Here is a 26,439-nt window from a genome sequence, read left to right as displayed (position 1 = left end):
GTCACGGTGTGAGGCCGGCCTGGATCGCCAGGATGGCGGCTCCTACACGATCACGGCTGCCGGTCTTGGCCAGCACGTTTGTCACGTGGGTCTTCACGGTGCTCATCGACAGGTAGAGGCGTTCGGCGATCTCGTTGTTGTTGAGCCCGGCGCCGATCAGGGCGAGCACGTCGGTCTCCCGAGCGGTCAGCTGGTAGGCCGCCAACTCCACCTGGGTGGCCGGCCCGGTGGCGCGGACCCGGTCGAGTACGGCGCCGGTGACCTCGGCGGAGAGGACCGCCTCGCCGGCCGCGACGGTGCGCACCGCGGCGATGAGGTCGCGCGCGCTGGACCTCTTGAGCAGGAATCCGCGTGCGCCGGCGGCGATGGCGTCCAGGACGTAGGCGTCGTCGTCGAAGGTGGTGACGACGATGACGGCCGGCGAGTGTGGGATTCTGGCCAGCTCGCGGGTGGCTTGCAGGCCGTCGAGTATCGGCATGCGGATGTCGACGAGGGCTACGTCGATGCGGGAGTCGCGCCGCACCGCGTCGAGCAACTGCCGCCCGTCGGCCGCCTCGGCCGCGACCTGGATGTCGGCTTGCGATCGCAGGATCAGGCTGAAGCCGTCCCGGACCAGTTCCTGGTCATCGGCGACCGCGACGCGGATCACGGGTTCACCACCGGAAGATTGGCCTGCACCACTGTGCCTCCGCCGGGGCGCTGGCTCAGCTCCCAGCTCCCGCCGCGCGCGGAGACACGTTCCCCGATGCCGAGCAGACCCGAGCCTTTCGTGGCTGCGCGGGGTGGGCCGATGCCGTCGTCGCTGATCCGCAGGCGAACATGGTCGCCGATCCGGGTCAGCTCGACCCAGGCCGCCGTGGCTCTCGCGTGCCGGGAGATGTTGGTGAGGGCCTCCTGGGCGATGCGGTAGGCGGTCAACACACCGATCTCGTCGAGGCCCGGGTCGGAATCCAGCTCGACCCGCACCGTCACGCCCTGTTGACGTAACGGCTGGGCGAGCAGCTCGTCGATGTCGGACAGGCGCGGCGGCGCGCTCACCGCTATCGACGCGGTGGGATCGCGCAGGTGCACGACGAGCGTGTCGAGCTCGCTCAGTGCGGTGCGGCCACTACCCGCGATCGCCCGCAGCGCCGCCCCCGGATCGTCACTGAGCTGGCCCGCCTCGGCCTGCACCACCATCGCGGTGACGTGGTGGCCGACCACGTCATGCAGCTCGCGGGCCAGGTTGGTGCGCTGCTCGCGCCAGGCCGCCTCCTCGCGTAGCTCGCCTGTCTCCCGGGTCAGGGCGAAGCCACGCGACCATGATCGGAACAGGACCGCCAGGAGGTAGCCGGCCGTCACGAAGAAGAGCGGCTGCTCGTACACCCCTCGCTCGTTGAGCAGCGCGATGATGAGGGCGCCGGCCGCGCCGATCAGGCCAACCACCCACCCCAGCCACGGGTGTCGAGCCGGGTCCTCGCAGACCGAGACGAACACCAGGCCGGCTGCCGCGAGGCCCAGCTGCACCGACTCTCCGGTGCTCACGACCGCCACGACACCCGCGCAGACCGCGAAGACCAGGGTGCGGTAGCGGGGGCGCAGCGCCGTGGCCCCGAGGCCGACCGGCAGCACCAGCCACGCCCAGCCCGCCGGCACGGACACACCGTCCTCGACGGTGGTGACCACGGCCGCGATGATCAGAGCCGCCGCAGCGTACGCGAGCCGGCGCACCCGTCCGGGGTCGCGCAGCCGTTCGCGGATTCCAGTCAGCACCAGCACAGTCTCCGTGACGGGCCGCAAGACCGGCCAGTACCCGGGTACCGGATCGGCCGGCACCCCGGTACCGCCCTCGGAACCAGAACGGCACCGCGGCACGTTCCGCGAGAACGCTCGCCGGACGACTCTGCGGAGGTGACTCTCGTCGACTCCCGCGCCGCCATCACCGTCGGCCCGCTTCGTACGGTTCCCAACTACATCACCGCCGTTCGCACGGTCGCCGCTGTCACCGTCGGGATCGTGGCCCTCGTCTCCGGGTCGGTGGCATTGATGGCGGTATCGTACGGTATCTACTGGCTTGGTGACGTCCTCGACGGCTGGGCTGCCCGCCGACTCGGCCAGGAGACCCGGGCGGGGGCCGTCTTCGACATCGTGAGCGACCGGGCGTGCACCGCCGTACTCTGCGTCGGCCTGGTGTCCCTCGTGCCGGACGTCGCGGTCGTGGCAGTGGTCTTCCTGCTCTCGTTCCTGGTGCTGGACACCATGCTGTCGCTGGCGTTCCTGTGCTGGCCGGTGCTCAGCCCCAACTACTTCCACCTGGTCGACCGGCGGGTGTGGGCGTGGAACTGGTCGCCGCTGGCCAAGGTCGCCAACACCGCCGGCGTCATCGGCGCCATCGCGTTCGGGCAGTACCTGCTCGCGCTGGCCGTCGCCGTCGCCGTCGTGGCGGTCAAGCTGTGGTCGGTCGCCGCGGTGGTCCGGCTGCTCGAACGGGACGGCCGCGCATGAGCAGCCTCGTCGAGGCCGTGGTGGCGCTCGGCTACGGTGTCGCGTCGGCGCTCGTCCCGATCGTCAACGCCGAGGCCTACGCCGTGGTCGCCGGGCAGCGCGGCGGCCACGCTCTCATCGCCGTGCTCGCCCTGGCGCTCGGGCAGACCGCCGGCAAGCTGCTGCTGTTCGAGTCGGCGCGTCGTGGGTCGGGGCGGCTGGCCCTGAAGATCGCGAAGCGGGCGAAGTCAGGTCGCGCGGCGACTCGGGCCGCGCGGTGGACCGAGCCGATCCGACGCTGGCTCTCCCGCCGCCGCACGGCCCTGCCGACCGTGCTGGCCTCCGCCGCGGTCGGAGTTCCACCGCTGGCCGTCGTCAGCCTCGCCGCCGGCACCGCGGGTCTTCGACGCTGGGAGTTCGCCGTCGCCTGCCTCTCCGGACGGGTGATCCGTTTCGCCCTGCTCGTGCTGCCAGCGGTGCTGGCCTGACCCCGGCTCCCCGTCAGAGGAGCCGACCGTCGTGGGCGAGCAGGGCGATCTGGGTGCGGTTGTCGAGGTCCAGCTTGGTCAGGATGTGCGAGACGTGTGCCTTCACTGTCGTCACGCTCATCAGCAGCTCGCTGGCGATCTCGGCGTTGGAGCGCCCCTGCGCGATGGCCAGCACGACGTCGCGTTCCCGGGGCGTGAGCAGGGCCAACCGGTCGTGCGCCTGCTCGTAGGACTCGGCCCCCGACGCGACCCGCTGCATGAGGCGGCGCGTCACGCCCGGCGACAGCATCGGGTTGCCGGCCGCCACCGCGCGGACCGCCTGGCTGATCTGCTCGGGCGGGGTGTCCTTGAGCAGGAAGCCGCTCGCGCCCGCTCGGAGCGCCCGCAGCACGTGCTCGTCGGTGTCGAACGTGGTGAGCACGATGATCTCGGGTGGCCGGTGGCGGCGGCGCAGGCGTTCGGTGGCGGTGATGCCGTTGACGCCGGGCATCCTGATGTCCATCAGCACCACGTCGGGCAGGTGCCGATCCACCGCCGTGATCGCCGTGGCGCCGTCGGCGGCCTCGCCCACCACGACGATCCTGTCGGCGCCGTCGAGCATCAGCGTGAGCATTCCCCGTACGAGAGGATCGTCGTCGACGATGACGACCCGGATCGGAGCCGTCACCTCGGCCACGGCAACCACGCGGTGAGGTGGAACCGACCTCCGGCGTCGACGTGGTGGGCGACCCGACCGCCGGCGAGCGCAGCCCGTTCGGCGAGGCCGATCAGGCCGGTACCGGCGCTACCGGCGGCACCGCTGTCGGGCGTGGTCGGGTTGCTCACCGCGATGCTCAGCCCGGAGCCGGGCGCGCCGCCGAGCACCAGCCGGACCGGCTGACCGGCGGCGTGTTTGCGGGCGTTCGTGAGTGCCTCCTGCGCGATCCGGTACGCGGTGCGGCCAACCGTCGGGGGGATCTCTACCGGCGGGCCGAACGGCTCGTCGACCTCGATCTGTTGCCCGGCGGCCCGTGCCTCGTCGACCAGGCGCGGCAGGTCGGCGAGGGTCTGCCCGGGTGGCGCGTCGGTCGGCGACTCGGTGTCGTCGCTGCGCAGCAGGGTGATGACCTCGCGCAGCTCGTCGAGAGCGTGGTGTGCGCTGGCCCGGATCACCCCGGCGGCGGCGCTGAGCCGCTCCGGCGGCGCGTCCGGCCGGTACTCCATCGCGCCGGCAGCCGCCGCCAGCAGGGACAGCCGGTGGGCCAGCACGTCGTGCATCTCCCGCGCGATCCGGTTGCGCTCCGCCGCCCGCGCCTCGTCGACCCGTCGTTCCTGCTCCCGCTCGGCCCGTCGGGCCCGGTCCCGCAGCGCCGCCAGCAGGGCGTTGCGGGCCTGCGCCCAGGTGCCCCAGCCGAGCAGGGCCGCGTAGGCGATAGTCATCAGCACCAGCCGCCACCCGTAGGGCAGGCTGGGCACCGGCCGCCAGAGCGCCTGCACCGCCTCGCCCGCCACGCCGACCGCCGCCACCGCCGCAGCTTGCCGAAACGGCCGGTTGCGGGAGATGAACAGCACCGCGAAGCTGGCTACCGGCGTGGCCACCGGAGACAGCGCGACGAGCAGGCCGGCCAGCACACCACCGATCTGCGGGCGGCGGAGGACCACCGGGACGAGGGCCAGGGAGGCCACCGCCAGCGCGACGTCGAGGCCGACCAGGCCGGCGGAGCTGGAGCGGGTGGCGGACCACAGCATGGTCGCGACGAGGACGCCGATCGCCACGGTCGTCACGACCACCGGGACGGAACGCCACGTCCACGGCGGCCTGACCTCGCACGTCGCGGCATCCACATGGCGCACGCTACTGGGCTCGCGGCCGGCCGGACCACCTCCTTTGGTAGTACGCCGGGCCGCCAGCGGACGTACCCGCCGCGGCGTCTGGACCGACGCGTCCGGCCCGGCCCGGTCCACAGACTCAGGCCATGACGAACAACCTTCTCCTGGGACGGGCCGCGGTGACGGTCGGCGCGATCGTGGTGGCGGTGGTCGAGTTCGCGCTCCTGCGCCCGGCGGCCGGCGTCGACCTGGCGGTCAGGTCGGCGAACTCGACCCGACAGATCACGGTGGCAGCGGTCATCGTGGCCACCGCCGTCGCGGCGCTGGCCGGCTGGGCGCTGCTCGCGGTGCTGGAACGCCGCACCAACCGCTCCCGCGTCTGGTGGACCTCGATCGCGGTCGCCGTCCTGCTGCTGTCACTCGTGCTCGGGCCGCCGAGTGGCGTCGGCGGGGGAGCGAAGGCGACCCTCGCGCTGCTGCACCTGAGCGTCGGCGTCATCCTCATCCTCGGCCTGCCCCGGTCGCGCCCGGAAAGGGCGAGCCGATGACCACGCTGACCGTACGCAAACAGGACGGGGCCTTCGTCCTCGACTCCGGGGCGGGCGCTTCGCTGCGTACCGGCTGGACCTGGCGGTGCGGCGAGATCCGCACCGGCACCGGCCGCTGGACTGTCGCACCGACCGACCGCCGACGCATCGGGTTCACCGCCCAGGGCGAGCACGGCGTGCCGGTGCGGCTCGACCCGCGCCGGTCGCACGTGCCAGGGCCCGGCGGGGTGGCCCACTGGGCGCCCGGTCGCTGCGGCGGTGAACTGGTACGCGACGGGCACCGCCTCGCGGTACGCCTCCCCGGTCGACGCGGCGGGCCGATCCGCGTCGACGTCACCGGTGAGTGGGCCGAGCTGGAGCTGGTGGTGCTCACCGCCTGTTTCGCGCTGACGAGTCAGCGTCGGCGACGCACCCTGATCATGATGGCGGTCGTCAGCGGGGCGGGTGGGTGACCGCCCAGGCGCGTGCTCAGACGAGGCGACGGAGCACGGTCTCCACGGCGTCGATCAGCGGATCACCGTCGGTACGGGGGTGCCGGGCGAGACCGAACTCGACGTCCGGCAGGACGGGCAGGGCATCGGTGTCCCGGCAGATCATGGCCGGTTCGAGGTTCGCGGGCATGAGCGCCGCCACGCCGAGCCCGGCCCGTACCGCGGCGAGCACCCCGACCAGGCTGTTGCTCTCGAAGGCCACCCGCCAACGCCGATCGGCACGCTCCAGGGCGTCCAGCACCGACGTACGCCAGGAGCACGGGTTGGAGAAGAGCACCACCGGCAGCGGGTCGGCGGCCACGTCCACACCCTGCCCGGTCGCCCAGACCAGCGGGGCGCGCACCGTCCAGCGGGGCGGTCCGGGAATGTCGGGTACCGCGTCGAGCACGAGTTGGACGCGTCCCGCGTCGTACGCCTCCCGCATGGCGGCGTTGGAGCAGCTGAGCACCTCCAGCGTCGCGCCGGGATGCAGCCGGGCGAGGTCGGCGAGGGCCTGCGGAAGGTGCGACGCGGCGAGGTCTTCGAGCAACCCGACGCCACAGTGGCCGGTGAGCGCCCGGCCGGTCTCGGCGAGTGCCTGTGCGGAGAGCGCGAGGATGCGTTCGGCGTACGGCAGGATCTCTTCGCCTGCCCGGGTCGGCGAGACACCAGACGACGACCGGTGCAGCAGCGGTCGACCGACGACGGTTTCGAGCTTGCGCAGCTGTTGGCTGAGACCGGGCTGGGTCTGCCCGAGCGCGGTCGCGGCACGGCTGATGCTGCCTTCCCGTACGGCGGCGACGAACGACCGCAGCAGGGCGGTCTCCAGGTCTCTTGCCATAAGGATTCATTATGCCAGCCTCAACAAGTTGACGTCTTCTTATGGCGTGCGGGCGGGGCTAGCGTCAGACGGGTGACCAGTTACCGGCAGGTGCTCGCCGTGCCAGGGATGGCACCGCTGCTGGGCGTCTCACTGCTCGCCCGCACCGCGATAACCGCCGACGTCATGGCGCTTACCCTCTTCGTCGTCCTCGGCCTGGAGCTGAGCTACGCGGCGGCGGGCGGGGTCGCGGCGGCGCTGACCGCCGGAGTGGCACTGGGTGGGCCACTGCTCGGCCGCATGATCGATTTGCGGGGCCTGCGTCCCGTCCTGCTGGTGACCGCCGGCGCGCAGGTCGTGTTCTGGCTGGGCGTGCCGGTCCTGCCGTACGGGTTCCTGCTGGTCGCCAGCTTCGTGGCGGGCCTGCTGATGGTGCCGGCCCAGGCGGTGAGCAGGCAGGCGATCGCCGCGATGACGACGTCGGAGCAGCGCCGGGCCGCGTTCGCGCTGGAAGCCGTGCAGGGCGAGCTGTCGTACATCGTGGGGCCGGCGGTGGTGATCCTGGGCGCGGCGACGGTGTCCCCCGACGCGGTGGCCTGGGGGGTCGGCGCCGCGATCCTGGCCGGCGGCGTCGGAATCGCCGTGCTCAACCCACCGATGCACGCTCGGGACGAGGCGGAGGCCGCCACCGCGGAACGACCCCCACGACGGCAGTGGCTGAGCGCGAGGATGATCGCCGCGCTGACGATGGCGTTCGGGACGACGACGCTGCTCAGCGGCGTCGATCTCGCCATCGTCGCCACGCTGCGAGAGGCGGGTCAGGTGTCCTGGGCCGCCGTGGTCGTCGTGGTGTTCGGCGTGTCGTCGGTCATCGGCGGGCTGGTCTACGGCGCGCTGACCCGGCCGCTGCCCACCTGGCTGCTGCTCGCCCTGCTCGGGCTCGTGACGATTCCCGCCGGACTGGCTCACGACTGGCCCTGGCTGTGCGTGGCCGTCGTGGGAAGCGGCCTCCTCACCGCGCCGACCCTTGGCTCGGTGGCCGACGCGGTGAGCCGCCTGGCGCCGCCCGGCGCGCGCGGCGAGGTGACGGGTCTGCAATCGTCGGCGCAGAGCGCCGGTTTCGCGCTCGGATCCCCGCTCATCGGTGTGGCGATCGACCTCTCCGTGCCGGCGGCCGGTTTCGCGGCGGCCGGTCTGGCCGGCCTGGCCGCCGCGGGGACCGGATACCTGCTGTCCGGCCGATCACCCGCGCGACAACGTCGCCGGGCGATGCCGGGGACCACCGCAGGTCGGCCAGCGCTCTAGGTGTTCTCTCCGTGGAGGTCGGAGACACGGCTGGCGGGTGCGGTGCGGTTGCGGCGGGCGTCCACGGCGAGCAGCGTGAGCGCGGCCAGCGTCAGCAGTCCGCCGGCGAGCGCCAGCGGGCGTGCCCCCGAGGCGGGCAGGAGGGCACCGCCGAGCAGTGATCCGCCGGCGATGCCGGCGTTGAAGGCGACGCTGACCCCGGCCGACGCGATGTCGGTGCTGCCCGGGGCCAGGTGCAGCATCCGGTTCTGCACGGCGGAGCCGAACGCCGCGTACGCGAGGCCGATCCCGGCGAGAAGCGCGACCACGCCCGGCTTGAGCGCGCCGAGCGCGTGCAGTCCGAGCAGCGAGGCCGTACCGATGCCCAGCGGCGTCAGCAGCGAAGCGATCGGTCGGGTGTCCAGAGTCCGGGCCGCGACCAGGGTGCCGACGACGCCGGCCGCGCCGGAGACGAACAGCAACGGCGCCAGCACCGCGTCGGCGAAGCCGCTGACGTCGAGCAGGAACGGTGTCACGTAGGTCTGCAGGGTCATGAAGCCGCCGATGCCGAGGGCGGTGGCGGTCAGCAAGACGGCAAAGCGCCGGCCGTCCGGTGCGCTTCCCCGGGCAGCGCCGCCGGCGGCCGGGGGATAGGAGGGCAGAAGGAGCAGCACCGCGGCGGCGATCACCACCCCGATCCCGGCCAGCACCGCGAACGCCGCCCGCCAGCCGGCCTGCTGCCCGAGCCAGGTGCCGAGGGGTACGCCGAGCACCGGGGCGAGCGTCGCCCCGGTCGCGAACAGCGCCACCGCCCGACCGCGTACCGCGACCGGGAACGGCCCGATCACGGTCGCCGTGGCGACGGACCAGAACAGCGCCTGGGCGAGGGCGGTCACCAGGCGGGTGCCGGCCAGTACGGCGTACGTCGGCGCGAGCGCGGCGGCGGCGTTCGCGGCGGCGAACAGGAGCATCGTGACGCCGAGCAGGTGCCGCCGGGGGACCCGCTGGGTCAGTCGGGTCAGCGGCACGGACGCCAGCACCACCACGATTGCGTACCCACTGACCAGCAGGCCCACCTGTGAGCGGGACCGGTCCAGATCGGGCGCGATGCGGGTCAGCAGACCGACGGGCAGCAGTTCGGTCGTGATGAACGCAAACGCGGCCAGGGAGAGCGTGACGAGCACGGCCCTGGCCCTTCGTGGCGACATCTCCGGTGCCATGATCCACCCCCCATCCCAGGGGGTCACCGTAATCGAGGGGCCGGCCCCGCTCCGCTGGCGGGTCTCGGCGGCCGGGCGAGATCGGCCGGGCCGGTCTCCGTGGTCGGCCACCGGGCCCTTCGATCAGGATCGCGTCCGGAACGGGGCAAGGACGTCGCGGATCTGGTCGGCCGCGCCCCAGTCGTCGTCGAACTGAGCCAGCACGGCGAGGTGTTGTCGCAGCTGGATGACCGGCATCCGGGCCTCCCAGCCGGCGTCGAGCGAGGTCAGCTCCGCGTAGACGTCGAACATCCGTCGTGCCTCGGGCGGAGGCGAGGTGGACCACACGTGCGCGAGGTCGACCTCGGCCCACAGGTACGACACGGCCGGGTCGATCAGCGCCGGCTCTCCGTCCGTGGTGGCCAGGACGTTCTGTGCCCACAGGTCGCCGTGCGTCAGGCACGCCGGACGCTCCGGCAGCAGGTCGGGCAGCCGGTCGCAGAGCCGTTCCAGCGCCGACCGGTCCTCCGCGTCGAGCGCGGCCTCGACGCGGGGCTCGTCGAGCCAACGCAGCAGCCGGTGCTCGGCGAAGAAGGCGAAGCCGTCGTCGTTCCACGTGTTGACCTGACGGCGACGGCCCAGCCAGTTGTCGTGGTGCCAGCCGAAACGGGGATGGGTCGTGCTCAGGTGCAGGCGGGCGAGCAGGTGTGCGAACTGCTCCCAGAAGGCCTCGCTGCGCGGCCTCTCGCGCAACACCGACAACACCAGTACGTCCCGATCCGCCAGGATCACCTCGGGTGTCGCCACGCCGCCCAGGTCGCGCAGTGCGGCCAGCCCTTCGGCCTCGGCGACGAAGACGTCGTCGGCCGGCGGGTCGGCGAACGCCTTGACGAACACCGGCGGGGCATCCCGGCGGGTGGCGATGCCCGCGAGAGCCGCGAGCCCGCCGGTCACCGGCCGCACAGCGACGACCTCGCGCATACCGGCCAGGTGCAGACGTTCCAGCAGGGTCACGGGGACGCTCCTCATCTCCGGCGTACGAGGTCGCCCGATCCTATGTGGCTGGTCACGGCTCGCCCGGCCGGCGGCGGGGGTGTTGGACACTGCTGGGCATGGGTGATGTGGCGGTGGATCAGCAGCGGCTGGAGCGGACCCTCCAGGAGTTCGGTACCCGGTGGACCAGAGACGCCGCCGACATCGAGACCTACCTGGCCGCACAGGTCGCCGACGCGAGCCACCGTGAGGTCGTCGGCCCGCTGCGTGCCGCCAGTGGGGCCAGTGGTGTCGTCCGGGTCGGTGGTCGGGAAATCGCGGCCTGGGGCGACCCGGACGTCCCGGAGATGGCGTTCAGCGTCACCAAGTCGGTCGTGTCGGTGGTGGCCGGCCTGGCCTTCGACGACGGGCTGCTGGTGCCGGACCAACCGGTGCACCAGGTCGTCGACGTTGCCGAGTTCCGGGGACCGCACAACGAGCAGATCACCTGGCGTCATCTGCTGCAACAGTCGAGCCAGTGGGAGGGCGAGCTGTGGGGTAAGCCGACGAGCGTCGACGCGCAGAGCTTCCGCGAGCGGACCGAGGTGCACGGCACACCCCCGGGCCAGGGGTGGGCGTACAACGACGTACGGATGAACCTGCTCGCGTACGCGCTGACGCTGCTGTTGCGCAGGGCGCTGCCGGAGGTGCTGCGGGAGCGGGTCATGGACCCGGTGGGCGCCTCGGACCGGTGGTCGTGGCACGGGTACCGGACGAGCGTCGTCGATCTCGACGGTCGCCGGGTCGAGGTGGTCTCCGGCGGCGCGCACTGGGGTGGGGGACTGATCGTCCCGGCCCGGGGCCTGGCCCTGATCGGGCAGCTCTTCCTGGACCGCGGGACCCATGCGGGGACCCGGCTGCTCAGCGCCGAATGGGTTGACCAGTCCTGGGCTCCGTGCCCTGTGAAACGGGAGTACGGCTACCTGTGGTGGCTCAACGATGAGCAGGTGCCGTGGCCCGGAGCCCCGTCGACCGGCCGCAGTGCCCGGGGCAACGGCGGACGACACCTGCTGTGGGTCGACCCGGCCCGGGAGCTCGTCCTCGCCTCCCACTGGACCGAGGAACCGCTCGATCTGATCCGGGAAGTCTCTCGTACCGTCACAAGCCCCACCGGTTAACGGGTGTTGATCCGCCGGTAGGCGCGGTCGAGAATCGACGTCGTGGAGGACGTGGATCTACCGCAGGACTGGGTCTCGCTGCTGGGCCAGCTCGACCGGCAGGTGTCGTCCGGGCTGCTCTCACCGGACACGGCGGCGTTGCCCGAGCTGATGAGCAGCTACGACGTGCCGGGGGTCAGCATCGCCGTCGGCCACGTGAGCGGGCAGGTGTGGGCGGCAGGGTTTGGCGTCATGGCGGTCGGGACGTCGAGTCCGGTGACCGTGAGCACCGCCTTCGCAGCCTGTTCGATCAGTAAGCATGTCGCGGCGTTCGGTGCGCTGCGACTGGTCCAGGCCGGTGTCCTGGATCTCGACGCCGACATCGGCGAATACCTCACCTCGTGGCACCTGCCCGGCCGCGAAGACCAGCAGGGAGTCACGGTACGCCAACTGCTGGCACACACTGCCGGGCTGTCCGACACCTGGTACCGCGGCTACGCCGCACATCGCGCCCCGTCGCTGTTGCAGGTCCTGGAAGGCGGCGGCGCGACGACTACCGCACCGGTTCGGCCGACCCTGTTGCCGGGTAGCCGCTTCCGGTATTCGGGCAGCCACTACTCGGTGCTCCAGCAGCTGATGGTGGACGCGACCGGAACCCCGTTCGAGGACCTCCTGCGAACTCTGGTGCTGGAACCGCTGGCCATGGCCGACAGCGGCTTCGACCAGCAGTTTCCACACCAGCGACCGGATCAGGTGGCGCATGGCCACCACGGCGGCGGCACCAGGATTCCTGGCGGCTGGCGAACGCAACCGGAGCTGGCCGCGGCCGGACTGTGGAGCACCCCGACCGACCTGCTCCGGCTCGACCTCGAAATCGCCCGAGCCGCCTCGGGAGGTTCGAAGCTGCTCGACCGCGACCTGGCCACCCAGATGTGCACACCGCAGATTCCTGGCGGCAGCTACGGCCTCGGTACCGAACTCGACGACCGCGCCGAGCGTCGGCGTTTCGGACACACCGGGTTGAACGTCGGCTACACCTGCTTCTCCTACGTGTGGCCCGACAGCGGCACCGCGGTGGCGGCGATGACCAACTCCGAGGATGGCTGGGAGCTGCTGGTCAGCATCCGCGCCGCCGCAGACCGTCGCTACGCCACCACCAGAGTCACCGCCGCGCCGCCTGCCGACGTCACGGGCCGCTACGTGCTGCGCGACGACTACCCGATCGACATCGAGTTCACCGACCGCCAGCTGACCTTCGCCGCTGCGACCCAGCAGCCGGTTGTCCTCCTGGCGGATTCGGACGGTCGCTACCGACACCCGGACCTCGATCTGGAGGTCCGGTTCGTCCGGACCGACGACCAGCCCTACGTCCTCGAACTGCGTCAGGAAGGGGTCACGCAGACCGCGAGGCCAGCAACCGAGCAAGCGGAGTAGCCAGGTGGGCCACGTCGTCGGGTGGTCAGGGTCGGTTGTGGACGAACCAGGCGTCACCGGCCGGCAGGGCGACGGCGACCTCCCATCGGCTCAGTTCGAGGTTCGGAGCGAGCGCCTTGAGGTGACCGGCGCAGGTCGGCGTCGGCGAGCAGCCGGTCGTACAGCGCCCGCTCCAGCACCGAGACTGGTGTCGGCAGCACCACGTCCGGCACCAGGTCGGTCAGGTCGACGCCGGTCGTGCCACGCGCGTAGAACCCGATCTCGTCCTCGTCGACCTGTTGGTCCTCGCTGTAGTGGCGGTCGGATGGTGCCCGACGGGCCGTGCCCGATCGGCAGGCCGGCCAGGAGTGTGCCCCGGAAGGCCGCTTCGATCTGGTTGAGGTCGTCTCGCACGCCGACAGCTTTGCCGATCACCCGAACTGGCCGGCAAGCTTCGTCAGCTTGCTGACATACGCCGGCCAGTCGTAGTCGTCGGGGATGTTGCTGTTGTTCCGCCCGAGGCCGACCACCGTGTCGTGCTGTTCGCGCATGATGTCGGCGTGCCCGGCGTGGCGCGCGAGGTCGCAGGTCACGTGGATGATGATCCGCTGTAGCGTCACGTCCTGCCGACCTGGCTGCCACCACGGCACCTGCCCCGGCGCGTCGAGCGGCAGCTGCTCGATCGTCTGGTCGGCGAACGCCCCGACCCGGCGGTACAGGTCGATCAGCCCGTCCTTCGTCTCGTCCTCACGGGCGTACCAGTCGGCCTGCGGGTCCTCGTCGAACGCCGCCAGCGGGACCAGCTCGTCGGGCGTCGGGAACTCGCGGCCGAAGGTGGGCCCGAAGTAGCCGGCCTCGACGTTGAGGCAGTGCTTGGCCACGCCCAGCAGGTTGTTTCCGGTCGCCGTGCGGGGCAGCCTGACCTCCCGTTCGCTGAGCCCGTCGAGCTTCCAGATGAGGTCTTCGCGGTTGCCCCGGAGGTAGTGGTGCAGCGCGGCCTTCGCATCGCTCAGATCAGCCATGCGCGCCAGTCTTCCCTATCCGCCGGGGGTCGGCGGGCCGGTGCCGGGGCACCGGCACCGGCCCGCCGAACGACTCGACGTGTCCGTGGCGTCAGCTTCCGGCGCAACTCGCTGTGGTTCCGCTGCCGCTGCCGGTGCCCTGGAAGCCGAAACTGGTGGCTTGACCTGCGGCCAGTCGCCCGTTGTAGCTCTGGTTGGCGACCGTGATGGTTCCGCTGGTGCCGCTGCTGACCCCGTTCCAGAGCGAGCTGACCGACGCGCCGCTCGGCAGGGTGAGGGTGACCCGCCAGCCGGTCAGTGGGGCGTTCCCCGCGGTGACGCTGACGTTGGCGACGAAGCCGCCGTTCCACTGGTCCTGGACAGCGAAGACAGCGGTGCAGCCAGGCGTGCCGGTCGGCGGCGGCGTCGTGGGTGGGGGCGTCGTGGGTGGGGGCGTCGTGGGCGGGGGCGTGGTGGGTGGCGTGCCGTCGTCGAGCGTCAGGTTCTTCTGCTGGACGCTCCACTGAGTGCGGCACAGACCGCAGTCGGCGCCGGCGAAGGTGCGGCCGGCGGTGGTGTCGCCCTTCAGGCGCCACTTGAAGTAGAGGGTCGCCACCCGGCCGAACTCCCCGCCGTTGGTCTGGTCGTAGGTGCCGCCGTGCCCGACGTTCAGGTTGCCCATGAAGGCGGGCAGGCCGGCGGGCAGCTTGCCCCAGTCGTCCATGGCGTTCGGGTAGGCGATGTCGCTGGGCCCGCCGACGAAGTAGGCGATCGGCTTGGTCAGTCTCCTGAGCTGGTAGTCGTCGGCGTCGTTGAGCAGACCACTGCTGAAGATGCCGGTCGTGGTGACGCGCGGGTCGTTCGAGACGGCGTACGCCTCCAGGCCTCCGCAGGAGAAGCCCGCGACGGCGACCTTGCTCGTGTCGATCTTGTTGTAGTACTTGCTGCCCTGCCGGGAGTTCTCCGCGACCGCCCAGTCGATGGACTGGGTGAGCATCTGGGAGGTGGTGGAGCCGGATCCGTTCGGGGCGCCGTTGGCGATGGCGAGGAAGCCGTGGGAGGCGATCTCGCGGAGGAAGTTGCCCTGGGAGAGCCCGTTGGCCGAGCACCCGCCGTTGCCCCACACGACGATGGGTAGGCGTTCGGAGGGGAGGGTCTGCGGCCGGAAGATGGTGTGGTTGGCCAGGGTGGCCGAGGTTTCGTAGTCGGCGGGGTAGGGGCCGGAACCGCCGATGGCGGCGGACGCCGGTGTCCCGCTGAGCGCCATGATCACCGAGGTGACCGGGACGATGGCGGCCGCCAGCCCCGCGTAGATCTTTGCTCGCCTTCTCATTGAATCCTCCAGGAACAGTCACGGTGGCGCTCCCTGCGGCGGCGGGTGTGTCACTCGCGCCCCGACGAGAGGTGGTCAGCGCTGGCCACGGGTCTGGTCGACGTGGGCGCGTCGCGGCCCGTGCGGCGGCCGTGCCCCCGGTCGCCACTGCCCGCTCATTCGGCGCCGGCGACCGCCCGGCCGCGGTCCCTACAGGCGCTCCGATGGGAGCTGTATGCAGTTACTATCACTGTCGCAACGAAATGTGTCAATGTCTTGTTGGCTCTGACCGGCCGCGACGTCGTCAGCCGGCGAGGGGGCCGCTGCCGTGCTTTCCGCCGGTCGGCTCCGGCCGCGAAAGATCCCCCGACGCCTGGAAGTGGGTGATCCACGAGGCGGCATCCGGCCAGTGCGGAGTTGCCACCTCGACCAGGCGCGCCTGAGCGAGCGAGCCGAGCGTGGTGTGGACGTCGAGGAAGGTCTCCCTGGCCTCCTGGCGAGGCCAGGGCTGCGGCAGCAGGTGCGGGGGGAGGTCCGGGTCGACGTCGGCGAACTTGCGCCAGGAATCCATCGCGGAGGTCCGGGCCACCAACGCCCGGGCCGGGTCCACCTCCCCGTTGCGCGCGGCCGCCCGCAGCTCCGCGTACTGCTCGACGAAGATCGAGTACGCGGACGCGAGACTCGTCAGGTCGTACGCGGAGGCCGGCCCGTGCGGCCCCGCCTCCTCGTCGAACCGAGCGTGCAGGACCGACCACCGGGCACCCTCGACGTGGTGCAGCAGCGCGTGAAGCGCCTCCCGCGCCGGCGAGGCGTCGGATCCCGGCCGGATCCACACGCTGTCGTACAGGCCCACGAAACCCAGTGCGGTCAACGACCTGCGGAGCGCATGACGGGACGCCTGGCCGGCGTTCGGAACGGAGAAGGAGGCCAGCACCCATTCGCCGGTCCAGGGCGTCGGGTGGGAGCCGAAGTTCAGAAAGTGCCGCATCCGGGAGCGGTGCTTGGCGATCGCCTGCGGTGTGAGGTGGTAGACCGGCGACCGGCCCTTTCTCCGCGTCGCGATGAGACCACGCTTGACCAGCCGGGACAGCGCGGCACGGGCGCTGGACTCGCTGATCCCGAACTCCCGCAGAATCGCGATCACCGCCGCCGACGGCAGGTCGGCGTCGGAGGAGTCGAGGTACTCGCCGAGCACTGTCGTCAGCAGATGCTGCGGGCTCGACCCCGCCTGGGCCCGGGGCACTCGGACGTCGTCGGCGTTCACCTCATCAGACTGCCGCACCCGGATGGCCGAGGCTTGGCAGGTGGAGCGGGGCAAGGCGCTCTCCCGGGCGGGCGGAGGCACTATCGTTCTGGCGTGCAGATCCGTTTCGACGTCCCCGCCGATCCCGCCTACCCGAGCCGGGTGGCCGCGGCGCTCGGCAACGTCCGGCTACGCAGATTCGGCTACATCGGGGCGGTCCTGACGGCGGTCGGGGTCATCGGTCTCGTCGTCTCGCGAGGGCTCGGGTGGGGCGAGCGGAGTTCGCCGCTGTGGACCGCGCTGGTCGTGGGCGGCGTGCTGTCGATGCTGTACCGGCCGTGGGTGCTGGCCCGCGCCCGACGCCGTTCCGGTAACTACGCCGTCGAGGGCGCCTACGACATCACCGAGGACAACATCATGATGCGCAGCGGCTCGGAGTCCGGCGGCATCGCCTGGGACGGGGTTGCCCAGGTGCGCGAGGCCGGAGATTTCTGGGTCGTGTACGTCGGCCGAATGCCGGCGACCGTGATCCCCCGCTGGCTGATGTCCCCCGAGGATGCCGAGACGTTGCGCGCGCACATGTCCGAACGAGGGCTGCTGCCCCGTCGGTGAACTGGGCTGCCGCCCCCTGTCGGCATCCCCGCCCCTGATCGCCCGCGGCTACCTATTCTCGACTGGGATGCACCAGTCCGAGTAATGGCCGTCGGCCCGACGGCTCACAGGAGGCCGTCATGAGCACCAAGGATCGACCTGCGGGGATCAGCCCCACAGCGGTGGAATCAGCACCAGGGCTGTGGCGGATCGATCTGCAACGGCACGACCTCAGCATCCCCGGGCGGGAGGTCATTCAGACTCGGGTGGAGTTCACGCCCGATTCGCCGCCATTCAAGCATTTCCACCCCGGCGAGGAGATCATCTGCGTTCTGCAGGGAACGCTCGAATACCGGCTGGACGGGCAGCCACCCATGGTGTGCAACCCCGGCGACGCGCTCACGGTCCCGTACGGCGTGCACCACCAGGCTCGCAACGTTGGCGACGGCATCGCTGTCGAACTGGCCACGTACGTCGTCGAGAAGGGGAAACCACTTCTCACCAAGGTGGAGTGAGCACCCACGGCCGGTCATCGATCACCGCCGTTTGCGCGATCGGCGCGCTGGGCAGAAGCCACACCATGACGAATGAACGGGTGAAGTCTGTCGGTCGTTACACCATGCGGATCCTCGGCGTACTGGCGATCGTCGTGGGCGTGCTGGGGGTCGTCTCCAGCCTGGCCCAGAGCAACCTCGTCGGGGTGATCCTCGGCGTCATCTTCGTCGCCGGCGGAGCGGTCCTGGTCAAGCGCTCTGGCGCGGCGGCGACACCGAGGACGCACACCACGCACTGACGTGTGGGGGTTCATGGCCGCCGTGGTCGTCGCGTGCATGACGTCGTCGGCGCCCCGGGTGTGATGCGCTCCCTAGCGCCTGGGGTGAGAGGACAGCGGCGGCAGCGTGACTCATAAGGTGAACGGATGTCGGTCAAGCAGGTACAAGTGACATTCGACTGCGCCGAGCCGGTGCGCGTCGGCCTCTTCTGGTGTGAGGTGCTGGGGTACGTTCCGCCGCCGGCCCCGGAAGGGTTCGCCTCCTGGGAGGATGTCAATTCCGAGCAGGGTTCGTGGTTCGCGTGCAGTGACCCGTCGGGGGTGGGCCCGCGCCTGTACTTCCAGCGGGTGCCCGAGGGCAAGGTCGTCAAGAACCGGGTGCACCTCGACGTGCGGGTCGGCACCGGGCTGGTGGGCGAGGAGCGCCTGGCCGCCCTCGAGGCCGAATGCGCGCGGCTGATCCCGCTCGGCGCGGTACGCGGGCAGTTGTTGCTCGCCGACGGCGAGAACGAGTCGTGCCTCAACATGCAGGACGTCGAGGGCAACGAATTCTGCCTCGACTAGTGCCGCCCGCCGCGCGTCTCCAGAGCGCGGAATAGCCTGCTGAGGGCCGGGCTGATCGCCCGGCCCTCACATTCGGGCTCGCTCAGCCCAGGTACTTCTCCCAAGGGCCGGTGATGGCCAGGGTGAGGCCCGGGTCCTGCATGTTGACGAAGAGCACCTTGCCGTCCGCGCTGAAGGTCGGCCCGCAGAACTCCGAGTCGTTGAGCTGGTTACGGGCGATCGCGTACGTGGGCCCGCCCGGGATCGTGCTGAGCACGTGCGAGGCGCCGGACCCGTCCTCGGCGAGCACGAGGCTTCCCCACGGGGTGACCGTCACGTTGTCCGGGCCGTCGAAGGTGATGTCGGTGTACTTGACCGGCGTGCCCTCCTCGGACTGGGTCTGGTGCGGGAAGTACGTCACGAGCTGGATGGTCTGGTCCTTGAAGTTGTAGAACCAGACCATTCCATCGTGCGGTGCCGCGTCCGCCGGCAGGTCACCCTCGTCCCAGGCGTACGAGTTGACCACGTACACGCCCTCGTCGGTGGCCCACACGCCCTCGAACTTGCGTCCGCGGGTGACCTGGCCGTCGGCGAACTGCTCGCGTACCGACCTGGTGCGCGCGTCGCGGTCCGGCACCTCGATCCAGCGGACCGGGAAGGGGCGGCCCAGCTGGGCGGAGGTCAGGTAGGCGACGTCCGGCAGCACCGAACCGTCATCCATGATGATCTGCATCGCGGCGAGGACGCCGGCGTTCGGTGCGAGGCGGGTGAGCACGCCCGGGCCCAGCTTGACGCCGTGCGGCGCCGTCCAGCGGTAGAAGAGGCCGTTGGGCTCGTCGGCGTCCTCGGAGAGGTAGACCCGGGTGCGGTCCTTGTCGACGGCCACTGCCTCGTGGGAGTAGCGGCCCAGGCACTTGATCGGCTTCGGGTCGGCGCTGCCGTCGGCCCACACCTCGAAGACGTAGCCGTGGTCCTTCTGGTAGACGCCGGAACGGCTGCCCTCTTCCCACGTGTCGCCGGCGCGGTCCTCGGCCTCCTCGCAGGTCAGCCAGGTGCCCCAGGGAGTCGGCCCGCCGGCGCAGTTGGAGATGGTGCCGGAGAGCGCCACGAACTCACCGAGGTTGCGGCCCGCGAGGTCCGTCTTGATCACGGTGCAACCGCCGGCGTCGACGGCGCCCGCGTCGTAGACAGTGCCCTTGACGTGCGGCACGCCGAACTCGGCGCCTGGGTCGATCTCGTGGTTCTGGATCAGGGTGTACCGGCCGTGGCCGCCGTCGTAGACGGCCATGCCGTCGTGGTCCGACGGGGTGGTGCCCTGGCCGCGGTCGAGCCGGGTGACACCGGTCCGGGTGACCACCGTGTAACGGAAGCCCTTGGGCAGGGCCAGAATTCCCTTGGGATCGTCCACGAGCGGCGGGAAGGGCACAGTGCCGGGCTTCACCGGCGGGTGCGGCCGGGCCGGGCTGGCCTGGGCCAGGGACGGCAGGCCGCCCGCGACGGCAATGCCGACGCCGGCGGCGGCGCCACTGGCGAGAAAGGTACGACGAGACGAAGGCACGTGGATCAACTCCTGGTCCAGGCAAGTGCGACGACTGGCAGCCAACTCCTTCGGGTGGACAGCGACACGTCACCAGTGGGATCGGGTGGTGACATCGGAGTTAAGAGTCAGGGTCGCGCACGCGTCGCCGGGCCATCGGGCTTGACCTTGACGCTGCGTCAACCCTCCATGCTGCCGCCATGAGCAATTCGCACACAACAGCTCAGACCGAGCAGGCCGCGATCCACGTGCTTGGTCTGGAGAAGTCGTTCAAGCAGCTCAAAGTGCTGCGTGGCGTCGACGTCGACGTCGCGCGGGGCAGCATCTTCGCCCTGCTCGGCTCGAACGGTGCCGGCAAGACCACAGTCGTGAGGATCCTGGCCACGCTCCTACGGGCCGACGGCGGGACCGCCCGGGTCGCCGGCTTCGACGTGGCGACCCAGGCCGCCGACGTACGGCAGTCGGTCAGTCTCACCGGGCAGTTCGCGGCGGTCGACGAGATCCTCACCGGGCGGGAGAACCTGATCCTGGTCGCCCGGCTGCGCCACCTCAGGGAGCCCGGTTCGATCGCGGACGACCTGCTGAGGCGCTTCTCGCTCACCGAAGCGGGCACCCGGCGGGTACGGACCTACTCCGGCGGTATGCGTCGCCGTCTCGACATCGCGATGAGCCTGATCGGGAACCCGCCGGTCATCTTCCTCGACGAGCCGACGACCGGGTTGGACCCGGAGGCGCGCATCGAGGTGTGGCAGGCCGTGAAGGAACTCGCCAGTGGCGGCACGACGGTGCTGCTCACCACCCAGTACCTCGACGAGGCCGAACAACTCGCCGACCGGATCGGGATCCTCCACGAGGGACGGATCATCGTGAACGGCACTCTCGACGAGCTCAAGCAACTCCTGCCACCCGCCGAGATCGAGTACGTCGAGAAGCAGCCGACCCTCGAGGACGTCTTCCTCACCCTCGTTGGCGCCAAGACCGAGAAGGAACAACGATGAACAGGCACTTCCTCGGCGACACCACGGTTCTGCTGGGACGCTCACTGCGCCACATCGCCCGCAGCCCGGACACCATCATCACCACCGCCGTCATGCCGATCGCCTTCATGTTGCTGTTCGTCTACGTCTTCGGCGGCGCGATCGAGACCGGCTCCGACTCGTACGTGAACTATCTTCTCCCCGGCATCCTGCTCATCACTGTCGCCTCGGGCATCTCGTACACCGCCTTCCGGCTCTTCCTGGATATGCAGGGCGGCATCTTCGAACGGTTCCAGTCCATGCCGATCGCACGATCCGCGGTGCTCTGGGCGCACGTGTTGACCTCACTGGTCGCCAACCTGATCTCGTTGGTCGTCGTCGTCCTCGTCGCCCTGCTCATGGGCTTCCGCACCGGGACGAGCGTGCTGGGGTGGCTCGCCGTGGCCGGCATCCTGGTGCTGTTCACCCTGGCGCTGACCTGGATCGCCATCATTCCCGGCCTGACCGCCCAGTCGGTGGACGGCGCGAGCGCCTTCTCGTACCCCCTGGTCTTCCTGCCGTTCGTCAGCTCGGCCTTCGTGCCCACCGCGTCGATGCCCGGCCCGGTGCGCGCCTTCGCGGAGCACCAGCCGGTGACCGCCATCGTCAACGCGATCCGCGACCTCTTCGCGCAGAAGCCGGTCGGATCGGGCATCTGGACCGCCCTCGCCTGGTGCGTCGGCATCCTCGTGGTGGCCTACCTCTTCGCCAACCTGACCTACCGTCGCAAGATCTCCTGAGCGCGATCTGAGGGGGGCCGAGCGACTCGAGGGGCAGGATCAGGACATGCTGACGATCAGTCAACTCGCGGCGTACGCCGGCGTCACGGTGCGGGCGGTACGGCACTACCACCAGATCGGCCTGCTGCCGGAGCCCGAGCGGGACGCCTCGGGCTACCGGCGGTACAGCGCAGGGGCGGTGGTGTCCCTCATCAGGATCCGAATTCTCGCCAACGCCGGCGTGCCGCTGTCCCAGATCGGTCAGATGCTGGAGGCCGACGCGTCGACCTTCGCGGCCGCGGTCGAGGAGATCGACAGGCAACTGGGCGACGAGATCGCACGACTGGAGACCAGCCGGAAGCAGATCGCGCAACTCGCTGCCGGGGATCGTCTGGCGCTCGCGCCGGAGGTGACCGCCTACCTCGACCGGCTCCGGGACATTGGCGTCTCGGAGCGGGTGGTGGCGGGTGAGCGGGACAGCTGGATCCTGATGTCGGCCCGCTGGCCCGATCGGGTCCGCGAGTGGATGCCCGGCAAGATCGCGCAGCTCGACGACCCGCAACTCATTCGGCTCTATCGGATCCTGTCGGAGATCTTCGAGAGCGACACCAGCGACGACGCGTGTCTGGTGGAGGCCGCCGACATCCTGGCGAGCCTCGCCGAGCAGGCATACCGCTCCGGTGAGATCGACCTCGGTGAGGTGGCGAAGGACGATCTACCGTTCGACCTTCTGGACGCGCTGGCCGTCGAGGCGGACCCGCGGGTGAAGCGACTGCTGAGTCTGATGCGCGAGCGCGGCTGGGATGGTCTGGCGCGGCTGGAGCGGCTGGCAGAGCCGTCCACCTGATCGACTGTCAGCACTGTTGGTGGTTCACAGCGGGCGAATCCGCGGGGCTGGTGCAGGTGTCGCGCCACCAGCGGCGGGACGCCAGCGCGGCCAGCCCGGCGCCGGCGGCGTTGAGCAGGACGTCATCCACCGACGACACCCGGTCGAGCCGAAGAACGTACTGGGCGGTCTCGACCAGGACCGAGCAGCCGGCCGCGAGAGCCAGGATGCGCGGCACCGACGCCAGCGCCGGGAACCGCAGCGGCGCGAGGAACCCCAGGGCTCCGAAGACCAGCAGGTTGCCGACGACCTGGACCGTCGCCGTCAGCGGCCCTCCATCGGAGAAGATCGTGAGCAGGTCGCGCAGCGGCACCACTGTCACCCGGCCGGGGACCGCGCCGGCCTGATCACCCGGCAGCATGATCATCCATACCCAGGGGACCGTGCCGTAGACGATGCCCACATCGGCCAGCGATGTGCGCCATGCCGACGTGGCGCCGGCGGCACGTCGGCGGCGGGCCAGGGACCACACCACCAGCACTGCCAACGGCAGGACGATGACCGTGATCAGGACGACGCCGTTGAACGTACCGAACCAGCCGTGCCAACCCCTGATCATCCGACCCCGCTCTCGCCAGCCCCGAAACCTACCGGGCCCACGTCGTGGGCGTTCGCCCGTTTGTGGCACCCGCACGTCGGGCACACGGATGCGTGGCGATTGAACGAGTCCCGCAGATCCTGATGATTCAGGGGGCCGGTGCCGGCGTGCACGACGAGTGGGACGACAAGCTGGTCGACAGCCTGCGCCGGGAACTCGGAGACGCGTACGAGGTCCGCTACCCGCGGATGCCCGACGAGGACGACCCGAGTTACGCCACCTGGGGCGTGGCCGTCCGGCGGGAGATCGCGGCCCTGGACGAGGGCGCGGTCCTGGTGGGCCACTCGGTGGGCGCGACGATCCTCGTCCACACGCTCGCCGAACGGCCACCGGAGCGGGCGCTGACCGCGATCGTGCTCATCGCCGCCCCGTTCGTCGGTCCTGGCGGCTGGGCCGGTGACGAGTTCGAGCTGCCGAACGACCTCGGCGCGAGGTTGCCGTACGGGGTGCCGGTGCACGTGTTCCACGGGCTCCAGGACGACACCGCGCCACCGTCACACGCCGACCTGTACGCCGGTGTCATTCCGCAGGCGCGTCTGCACCTGCTGCCCGGGCGCGATCACCAGCTCAACGAGGATCTGAGCGAGGTGGCGAGGGTGATCCGGCGCGACTAGGTCGTCGGTAGTGCCGCCCCCGGCGGCTGTGCGGGAGCGGCACTACCGATCAATCGTGCGGTGGGTCAGCTACGGGTGGACCACTGCTGGTTGGTGCCGCCGTTGCAGGCCCAGAGGATGATCTTGGTGCCGTTGGCGGTGCCGGCGGCGTTGGCGTCGAGGCACAGCCCGGACTGCACACTGGTGATGGTGCCGTTGCTGTTGACGTTCCACTGCTGGTTGTTCTGACCGTTGCAGTCCCAGATGATCACCTGGGTGCCGTTGGTGGTGCCGCGGCCGGAAGCGTCCAGGCACTTGTTGCCGTACACCTGGAGTTGTTTGCCAGCGGTGTAGGTCCAGCGCTGCGCGGTGCTGTTGCCGATGCAGTCCCAGAGCTGGACCTGGGTGCCGTTCGTGGTGCTGGCGTTCGGCACGTCGACGCAGCGGCTGGACTGGCCGCCCACCACCTGGACGTTCTGTTGCGGGTTGCCGCCGCCGGTCGGCGCGTAGGCGGCGGCGTTGATGTTGGCCTGGACGGCGTTCTCGGTGGCCGCCGTCGGGTATCCGGAGGTCAGTACGCCCTCGAAGAAGGTGCCGCGACCGGTGATGCTGTTGTCACCGCCGATGCCGAGCAGGATGGCGCCCTCCTTCTTCATCGGGTGGTAGCCGTTGGGGCGTGGCCCGTCGAAGTAGGTCGTCAGGCTGCCCGACTGGGCGTTCCCGCCCCGGATCGCCCAGTGGTTCGGCTCGCCCTTGACCATGGCGGTGACGAAGCGGTGGTTGATCGACGCGATGTTGTTGTAGCCGGCGTTGACGCCGGAGAACAGCCCCCACTCCAGGTCGGCCATGATCCAGGGACCGGCCCCGGCCCCGTAGCCCCACTGCTTGTTGGCGCCGAAGTAGACGGTCTCCATGATGGCGCGTTCGTCGGCGAGGCTGTTGGTCTGCGCGTTGCCGTAGTCGAAGCAGCACCACTGGTTGTAGTGCGTGCCGTCGACGACCGCGTAGATGCCCTCGGGCTGGTCGCCGGTCGCGACACCGTTGGTGTTGTTGTTGCGGTAGCCGGTGCCGGGGGCGATGTAGACGCCGTACGCCTTCTGCCCGCCGACGGTGACCGGGGCCGCCTTCGCGTCGGCGAGGTTGTCCCAACCGCCGGGGGCGGGGCCGGCGAAGCCGCCGGGGGGAGCCTGGGTGAGGCGGTTGTTGCGGCCGGACTGGTCGTAGATGATCGTGATGACGCAGTTGGTGTTGGCGCAGAACGTGTCCTGGGTGGCGGCGTTGGCGTAGCCGCCCTCGCTGAGCACGCCGACGTCGCGGGTGGTGTTGTCCGACGATCGTCGGACCTGGTAGAGCGGGCCGTTGTACGCGCCGTACAGCGCGCGGGTGGTGCTGTGCGCGGCCACGCACGGCGTGCCGCCGGAGGCGTAGATGTCACACGGACCGGTGCCGGCGGCGTGGGCGACGCCAGGGGCGTCCGAGACCACGTAGGCGCCGGCGCCGACGACGAGGACCAACAGGGTCCCGGCGGCGGCCATCAGGCGACCCAGCTTTCTCTGCACGTTCATCGGATCCTTTCGGGTGCGTGGTGGGGGTGAGGTGTGGCGATGGAATTGACGTCACACGTCATACCTGTGACATTAATGGTCGTCCATCTATTGACGCTAGTTGGCACACGTTGGTCATCGATCGATGAGCCTGAGGACGGATATGCTGGTCAGCGGAGCAAGGTGCGTCCCCGTGTCGGGGCAAAAGTCGATTCGAGGGCGATTGATGAACATCGGGGAGATCGCTCGCCGGGCGGGGGTGTCCCGCAGCACCGTTTCCTACGTGCTCAGCGGAAAACGCAGCGTGTCCGCGGCGACCCGGCAACGGATCCAGTCGGTCATCGACGAGTTGGACTACCGGCCGAACGCCAGCGCCCGTGCTCTCAAGGAGGGGCGCACCCGCACCCTCGGGCTGGTCATCCCGCCGGCGAGTCAGCGGTTGACCGACATGCAGCTCGGCTTCGTCGCCAGCGTCGTCGAAGCCGCCGCCCGCCACGACCTCGACGTGCTGCTGTCCCCCTCCGGTGGCGACCATGACCGGTCGTTCGAACGCATCGTCACCGGGCGCCGGGTGGACGGCGTGGTCCTCATGGAGATCCGGTTGGCGGATGACCGGGTGACCCGGCTGACCAAGGCCGGGCTGCCGTTCGTCACCATCGGGCGGACCGCCGAGCCGCACGGGATGAGCTGGATCGACATCGACTACGCCGGGCTGATCGCCCGGTGCGTGCAGCACCTGGCCGACCTGGGGCACCGGCACGTGGCACTCGTGAACCGGTCGGCCGAGTTGGTGGCCGCCGGGTACGGCCCCAGTCATCGCGCGCTGACCGGCTTCCGCACGGCGGCGGCCGAGCGGGGGTTGACCGGCGTGGAGGTCTGCAGCGGCGACGACACCGCCTCCGGCGAGGCGTGTATGGAGCAACTGCTCGCGACGCACCCGGAGGTCACGGCGGTGGCCACCATCAACGAGGCCGCACTGCCCGGAATGCAGCGGGCGTTGACAGGCGCCGGGCTGTCCGTGCCACGCGACTTCTCCGTCACCGGAGTCGCCGCGCAGCACTGGGCGGAGGATTTCCGCCCGCCGCTGACCGCCGCCGACGTGCCGATGGTCGAGATGGGCGCCGAGGCGGTGTCGCTACTTCTGGAGATCATCGCGGCTCCCGGCGCCGTGCCACGACACCGCCTCTACAGCCCGCCCATCTCGTTGAGGTCCAGCACCGGCCCGGTCCGGGGCCGCTGATCCGACCCGGCTACCCGCCCCTGACACGCCGCTCCTCCTGGGCGGCGGCGAGGATGAGATAGCTGCTGGCGGTCCAGGTGTAGGCGCGGTCCCGCAGCCCGGTGCCGGTCTCGGCGTCGAAGTTCTCCGCGAAGCCGGACTTCTCACACAGCGCGAGGAACCGCCGACTGATGTCGTCGGCGATCCTGGTCTGCCCGGCCCGGCGCAGGCCGTCCTCGACC

General features: G+C 70.6%; 29 protein-coding genes and 1 pseudogene. 16 read left to right on the top strand and 14 right to left on the bottom strand.

Translation table 11 applies throughout. The annotated features are described in order from the left end of the window. Position 1: 1 nt before the first annotated feature. A complete protein-coding gene (locus ABZ749_RS02650) occupies positions 2–649 on the bottom strand; it encodes a response regulator transcription factor (RefSeq protein ID WP_357222076.1) in 648 nt (215 codons plus the stop codon). Next, positions 646–1,752, bottom strand: a complete 1,107-nt coding sequence (locus ABZ749_RS02645) for a sensor histidine kinase (protein ID WP_357222074.1) — start codon at positions 1,750–1,752, stop codon at positions 646–648. Before ABZ749_RS02645 ends, ABZ749_RS02650 begins: the two co-directional genes overlap by 4 nt. Before the next feature lie 138 nt (positions 1,753–1,890). Between ABZ749_RS02645 and ABZ749_RS02640 the strand changes: the two genes are divergently transcribed. After that, a complete protein-coding gene (locus ABZ749_RS02640; protein WP_357222072.1) occupies positions 1,891–2,484 on the top strand; it encodes a CDP-alcohol phosphatidyltransferase family protein in 594 nt (197 codons plus the stop codon). Further along, positions 2,481–2,951, top strand: coding sequence for a hypothetical protein (locus tag ABZ749_RS02635; protein ID WP_357222070.1), 471 nt, complete (start codon positions 2,481–2,483; stop codon positions 2,949–2,951). Before ABZ749_RS02640 ends, ABZ749_RS02635 begins: the two co-directional genes overlap by 4 nt. 13 nt (positions 2,952–2,964) lie before the next feature. On the opposite strand, the gene ABZ749_RS02630 is transcribed toward ABZ749_RS02635, so the two are convergent. Both ABZ749_RS02630 and ABZ749_RS02625 read right to left on the bottom strand, forming a co-directional pair. Continuing rightward, positions 2,965–3,618, bottom strand: a complete 654-nt coding sequence (locus tag ABZ749_RS02630) for a response regulator transcription factor (protein WP_357222068.1) — start codon at positions 3,616–3,618, stop codon at positions 2,965–2,967. Further along, positions 3,615–4,715, bottom strand: coding sequence for a histidine kinase (locus tag ABZ749_RS02625; RefSeq protein ID WP_357222066.1), 1,101 nt, complete (start codon positions 4,713–4,715; stop codon positions 3,615–3,617). Before ABZ749_RS02625 ends, ABZ749_RS02630 begins: the two co-directional genes overlap by 4 nt. Before the next feature lie 191 nt (positions 4,716–4,906). On the opposite strand from ABZ749_RS02625, the gene ABZ749_RS02620 reads away from it, so the two are divergent. Next, positions 4,907–5,308 (top strand): DUF6069 family protein, encoded by a 402-nt coding sequence (locus tag ABZ749_RS02620; RefSeq protein ID WP_357222064.1) that lies wholly within the window; start codon positions 4,907–4,909, stop codon positions 5,306–5,308. Continuing rightward, on the top strand, positions 5,305–5,760 hold the full coding sequence (locus tag ABZ749_RS02615) for a hypothetical protein (RefSeq protein WP_357222062.1): 456 nt from the start codon (positions 5,305–5,307) through the stop codon (positions 5,758–5,760). The genes ABZ749_RS02620 and ABZ749_RS02615 overlap by 4 nt, the downstream gene beginning before the upstream one ends. 16 nt (positions 5,761–5,776) lie before the next feature. Here the strand turns inward: ABZ749_RS02615 and ABZ749_RS02610 are convergent, their stop codons facing one another. Further along, on the bottom strand, positions 5,777–6,619 hold the full coding sequence (locus ABZ749_RS02610; RefSeq protein ID WP_355006962.1) for a LysR family transcriptional regulator: 843 nt from the start codon (positions 6,617–6,619) through the stop codon (positions 5,777–5,779). Positions 6,620–6,691: 72 nt separating this feature from the next. On the opposite strand from ABZ749_RS02610, the gene ABZ749_RS02605 reads away from it, so the two are divergent. Further along, on the top strand, positions 6,692–7,903 hold the full coding sequence (locus ABZ749_RS02605) for an MFS transporter (protein ID WP_357222061.1): 1,212 nt from the start codon (positions 6,692–6,694) through the stop codon (positions 7,901–7,903). On the opposite strand, the gene ABZ749_RS02600 is transcribed toward ABZ749_RS02605, so the two are convergent. Continuing rightward, positions 7,900–9,102 (bottom strand): MFS transporter, encoded by a 1,203-nt coding sequence (locus ABZ749_RS02600; protein ID WP_357222060.1) that lies wholly within the window; start codon positions 9,100–9,102, stop codon positions 7,900–7,902. The two genes, ABZ749_RS02605 and ABZ749_RS02600, sit on opposite strands and share 4 nt — an antisense overlap. A 123-nt stretch (positions 9,103–9,225) precedes the next feature. Continuing rightward, positions 9,226–10,095: a fructosamine kinase family protein gene (locus tag ABZ749_RS02595; RefSeq protein ID WP_357222057.1), complete on the bottom strand. Its 870-nt coding sequence runs from the start codon at positions 10,093–10,095 to the stop codon at positions 9,226–9,228. Between the two features lie 98 nt (positions 10,096–10,193). On the opposite strand from ABZ749_RS02595, the gene ABZ749_RS02590 reads away from it, so the two are divergent. Both ABZ749_RS02590 and ABZ749_RS02585 read left to right on the top strand, forming a co-directional pair. After that, entirely contained in the window at positions 10,194–11,231 is a 1,038-nt protein-coding gene (locus ABZ749_RS02590) for a serine hydrolase (RefSeq protein ID WP_357222055.1), read from the top strand. A 42-nt stretch (positions 11,232–11,273) separates the two neighbouring features. Next, positions 11,274–12,644, top strand: coding sequence for a serine hydrolase domain-containing protein (locus tag ABZ749_RS02585; RefSeq protein ID WP_357222053.1), 1,371 nt, complete (start codon positions 11,274–11,276; stop codon positions 12,642–12,644). A 410-nt stretch (positions 12,645–13,054) separates the two neighbouring features. Here ABZ749_RS02585 and ABZ749_RS02580 read toward each other — a convergent pair whose 3' ends face one another. The 3 genes from ABZ749_RS02580 to ABZ749_RS02570 form a co-directional block, all read right to left on the bottom strand. After that, positions 13,055–13,645, bottom strand: a complete 591-nt coding sequence (locus tag ABZ749_RS02580) for a DinB family protein (RefSeq protein ID WP_357222051.1) — start codon at positions 13,643–13,645, stop codon at positions 13,055–13,057. Between the two features lie 91 nt (positions 13,646–13,736). Next, complete coding sequence (locus ABZ749_RS02575) at positions 13,737–14,957, bottom strand: cellulose binding domain-containing protein (protein ID WP_357222049.1); 1,221 nt, start codon at positions 14,955–14,957, stop codon at positions 13,737–13,739. Positions 14,958–15,240: 283 nt separating this feature from the next. Continuing rightward, entirely contained in the window at positions 15,241–16,200 is a 960-nt protein-coding gene (locus ABZ749_RS02570) for a PaaX family transcriptional regulator C-terminal domain-containing protein (RefSeq protein ID WP_357222047.1), read from the bottom strand. A gap of 93 nt (positions 16,201–16,293) precedes the next feature. Here ABZ749_RS02570 and ABZ749_RS02565 point away from each other — a divergent pair, with 93 nt between their 5' ends. The 4 genes from ABZ749_RS02565 (at position 16,294) to ABZ749_RS02550 (ending at position 18,106) form a co-directional block, all read left to right on the top strand. After that, positions 16,294–16,791, top strand: a complete 498-nt coding sequence (locus tag ABZ749_RS02565) for a YcxB family protein (RefSeq protein ID WP_357222045.1) — start codon at positions 16,294–16,296, stop codon at positions 16,789–16,791. A gap of 119 nt (positions 16,792–16,910) precedes the next feature. Continuing rightward, entirely contained in the window at positions 16,911–17,285 is a 375-nt protein-coding gene (locus tag ABZ749_RS02560; RefSeq protein WP_355006953.1) for a cupin domain-containing protein, read from the top strand. A 65-nt stretch (positions 17,286–17,350) separates the two neighbouring features. After that, the gene (locus ABZ749_RS02555; protein ID WP_357222043.1) at positions 17,351–17,563 is read left to right on the top strand and encodes a hypothetical protein; all 213 of its coding nucleotides are present in this window, start codon (positions 17,351–17,353) and stop codon (positions 17,561–17,563) included. A 126-nt stretch (positions 17,564–17,689) separates the two neighbouring features. Continuing rightward, complete coding sequence (locus ABZ749_RS02550) at positions 17,690–18,106, top strand: VOC family protein (protein WP_357222041.1); 417 nt, start codon at positions 17,690–17,692, stop codon at positions 18,104–18,106. Between the two features lie 82 nt (positions 18,107–18,188). Here the strand turns inward: ABZ749_RS02550 and ABZ749_RS02545 are convergent, their stop codons facing one another. Further along, complete coding sequence (locus ABZ749_RS02545) at positions 18,189–19,643, bottom strand: alkaline phosphatase PhoX (RefSeq protein WP_357222039.1); 1,455 nt, start codon at positions 19,641–19,643, stop codon at positions 18,189–18,191. 179 nt (positions 19,644–19,822) lie between these two features. Here ABZ749_RS02545 and ABZ749_RS02540 point away from each other — a divergent pair, with 179 nt between their 5' ends. From ABZ749_RS02540 to ABZ749_RS02530, 3 genes are read left to right on the top strand one after another with little or no spacing between them, the layout of a single operon-like run. Further along, positions 19,823–20,620: an ATP-binding cassette domain-containing protein gene (locus ABZ749_RS02540; protein WP_357222037.1), complete on the top strand. Its 798-nt coding sequence runs from the start codon at positions 19,823–19,825 to the stop codon at positions 20,618–20,620. Further along, complete coding sequence (locus ABZ749_RS02535) at positions 20,617–21,378, top strand: ABC transporter permease (protein WP_357222035.1); 762 nt, start codon at positions 20,617–20,619, stop codon at positions 21,376–21,378. The genes ABZ749_RS02540 and ABZ749_RS02535 overlap by 4 nt, the downstream gene beginning before the upstream one ends. Before the next feature lie 46 nt (positions 21,379–21,424). Then, the gene (locus ABZ749_RS02530) at positions 21,425–22,204 is read left to right on the top strand and encodes a MerR family transcriptional regulator (protein ID WP_357222033.1); all 780 of its coding nucleotides are present in this window, start codon (positions 21,425–21,427) and stop codon (positions 22,202–22,204) included. Positions 22,205–22,211: 7 nt separating this feature from the next. On the opposite strand, the gene ABZ749_RS02525 is transcribed toward ABZ749_RS02530, so the two are convergent. Continuing rightward, a complete protein-coding gene (locus ABZ749_RS02525) occupies positions 22,212–22,802 on the bottom strand; it encodes a VanZ family protein (RefSeq protein WP_357222031.1) in 591 nt (196 codons plus the stop codon). A gap of 92 nt (positions 22,803–22,894) precedes the next feature. Between ABZ749_RS02525 and ABZ749_RS02520 the strand changes: the two genes are divergently transcribed. Continuing rightward, a complete protein-coding gene (locus tag ABZ749_RS02520; protein WP_357222029.1) occupies positions 22,895–23,455 on the top strand; it encodes an alpha/beta fold hydrolase in 561 nt (186 codons plus the stop codon). 65 nt (positions 23,456–23,520) lie between these two features. On the opposite strand, the gene ABZ749_RS02515 is transcribed toward ABZ749_RS02520, so the two are convergent. Then, entirely contained in the window at positions 23,521–24,999 is a 1,479-nt protein-coding gene (locus ABZ749_RS02515; RefSeq protein WP_357222027.1) for an arabinofuranosidase catalytic domain-containing protein, read from the bottom strand. Between the two features lie 205 nt (positions 25,000–25,204). Here ABZ749_RS02515 and ABZ749_RS02510 point away from each other — a divergent pair, with 205 nt between their 5' ends. Beyond that, positions 25,205–26,218: a LacI family DNA-binding transcriptional regulator gene (locus ABZ749_RS02510; RefSeq protein ID WP_355006944.1), complete on the top strand. Its 1,014-nt coding sequence runs from the start codon at positions 25,205–25,207 to the stop codon at positions 26,216–26,218. Between the two features lie 10 nt (positions 26,219–26,228). Here ABZ749_RS02510 and ABZ749_RS02505 read toward each other — a convergent pair. Continuing rightward, a pseudogene (locus ABZ749_RS02505) lies at positions 26,229–26,439 on the bottom strand (glycogen debranching protein); the annotation flags it as partial.

Source organism: Micromonospora sp. NPDC047753 (genome assembly GCF_040642735.1).
GTDB lineage: Bacteria > Actinomycetota > Actinomycetes > Mycobacteriales > Micromonosporaceae > Micromonospora.
The sequence above is the reverse complement of the archived record's forward strand: the minus strand, read 5'-3'. Positions and strand labels throughout refer to the sequence as shown.

Excerpts from the sequence above, each read along its gene's own strand:
- ABZ749_RS02635 (WP_357222070.1), top strand. The coding sequence starts at position 2,481 with ATGAGCAGCCTCGTCGAGGCCGTGGTGGCGCTCGGCTACGGTGTCGCG.
- ABZ749_RS02620 (WP_357222064.1), top strand. The coding sequence starts at position 4,907 with ATGACGAACAACCTTCTCCTGGGACGGGCCGCGGTGACGGTCGGCGCG.
- ABZ749_RS02615 (WP_357222062.1), top strand. The coding sequence starts at position 5,305 with ATGACCACGCTGACCGTACGCAAACAGGACGGGGCCTTCGTCCTCGAC.
- ABZ749_RS02610 (WP_355006962.1), bottom strand. The coding sequence starts at position 6,619 with ATGGCAAGAGACCTGGAGACCGCCCTGCTGCGGTCGTTCGTCGCCGCC.
- ABZ749_RS02600 (WP_357222060.1), bottom strand. The coding sequence starts at position 9,102 with ATGGCACCGGAGATGTCGCCACGAAGGGCCAGGGCCGTGCTCGTCACG.
- ABZ749_RS02590 (WP_357222055.1), top strand. The coding sequence starts at position 10,194 with ATGGGTGATGTGGCGGTGGATCAGCAGCGGCTGGAGCGGACCCTCCAG.
- ABZ749_RS02580 (WP_357222051.1), bottom strand. The coding sequence starts at position 13,645 with ATGGCTGATCTGAGCGATGCGAAGGCCGCGCTGCACCACTACCTCCGG.
- ABZ749_RS02575 (WP_357222049.1), bottom strand. The coding sequence starts at position 14,957 with ATGAGAAGGCGAGCAAAGATCTACGCGGGGCTGGCGGCCGCCATCGTC.
- ABZ749_RS02560 (WP_355006953.1), top strand. The coding sequence starts at position 16,911 with ATGAGCACCAAGGATCGACCTGCGGGGATCAGCCCCACAGCGGTGGAA.
- ABZ749_RS02555 (WP_357222043.1), top strand. The coding sequence starts at position 17,351 with ATGACGAATGAACGGGTGAAGTCTGTCGGTCGTTACACCATGCGGATC.
- ABZ749_RS02550 (WP_357222041.1), top strand. The coding sequence starts at position 17,690 with ATGTCGGTCAAGCAGGTACAAGTGACATTCGACTGCGCCGAGCCGGTG.
- ABZ749_RS02540 (WP_357222037.1), top strand. The coding sequence starts at position 19,823 with ATGAGCAATTCGCACACAACAGCTCAGACCGAGCAGGCCGCGATCCAC.
- ABZ749_RS02535 (WP_357222035.1), top strand. The coding sequence starts at position 20,617 with ATGAACAGGCACTTCCTCGGCGACACCACGGTTCTGCTGGGACGCTCA.
- ABZ749_RS02530 (WP_357222033.1), top strand. The coding sequence starts at position 21,425 with ATGCTGACGATCAGTCAACTCGCGGCGTACGCCGGCGTCACGGTGCGG.
- ABZ749_RS02525 (WP_357222031.1), bottom strand. The coding sequence starts at position 22,802 with ATGATCAGGGGTTGGCACGGCTGGTTCGGTACGTTCAACGGCGTCGTC.
- ABZ749_RS02515 (WP_357222027.1), bottom strand. The coding sequence starts at position 24,999 with ATGAACGTGCAGAGAAAGCTGGGTCGCCTGATGGCCGCCGCCGGGACC.
- ABZ749_RS02510 (WP_355006944.1), top strand. The coding sequence starts at position 25,205 with ATGAACATCGGGGAGATCGCTCGCCGGGCGGGGGTGTCCCGCAGCACC.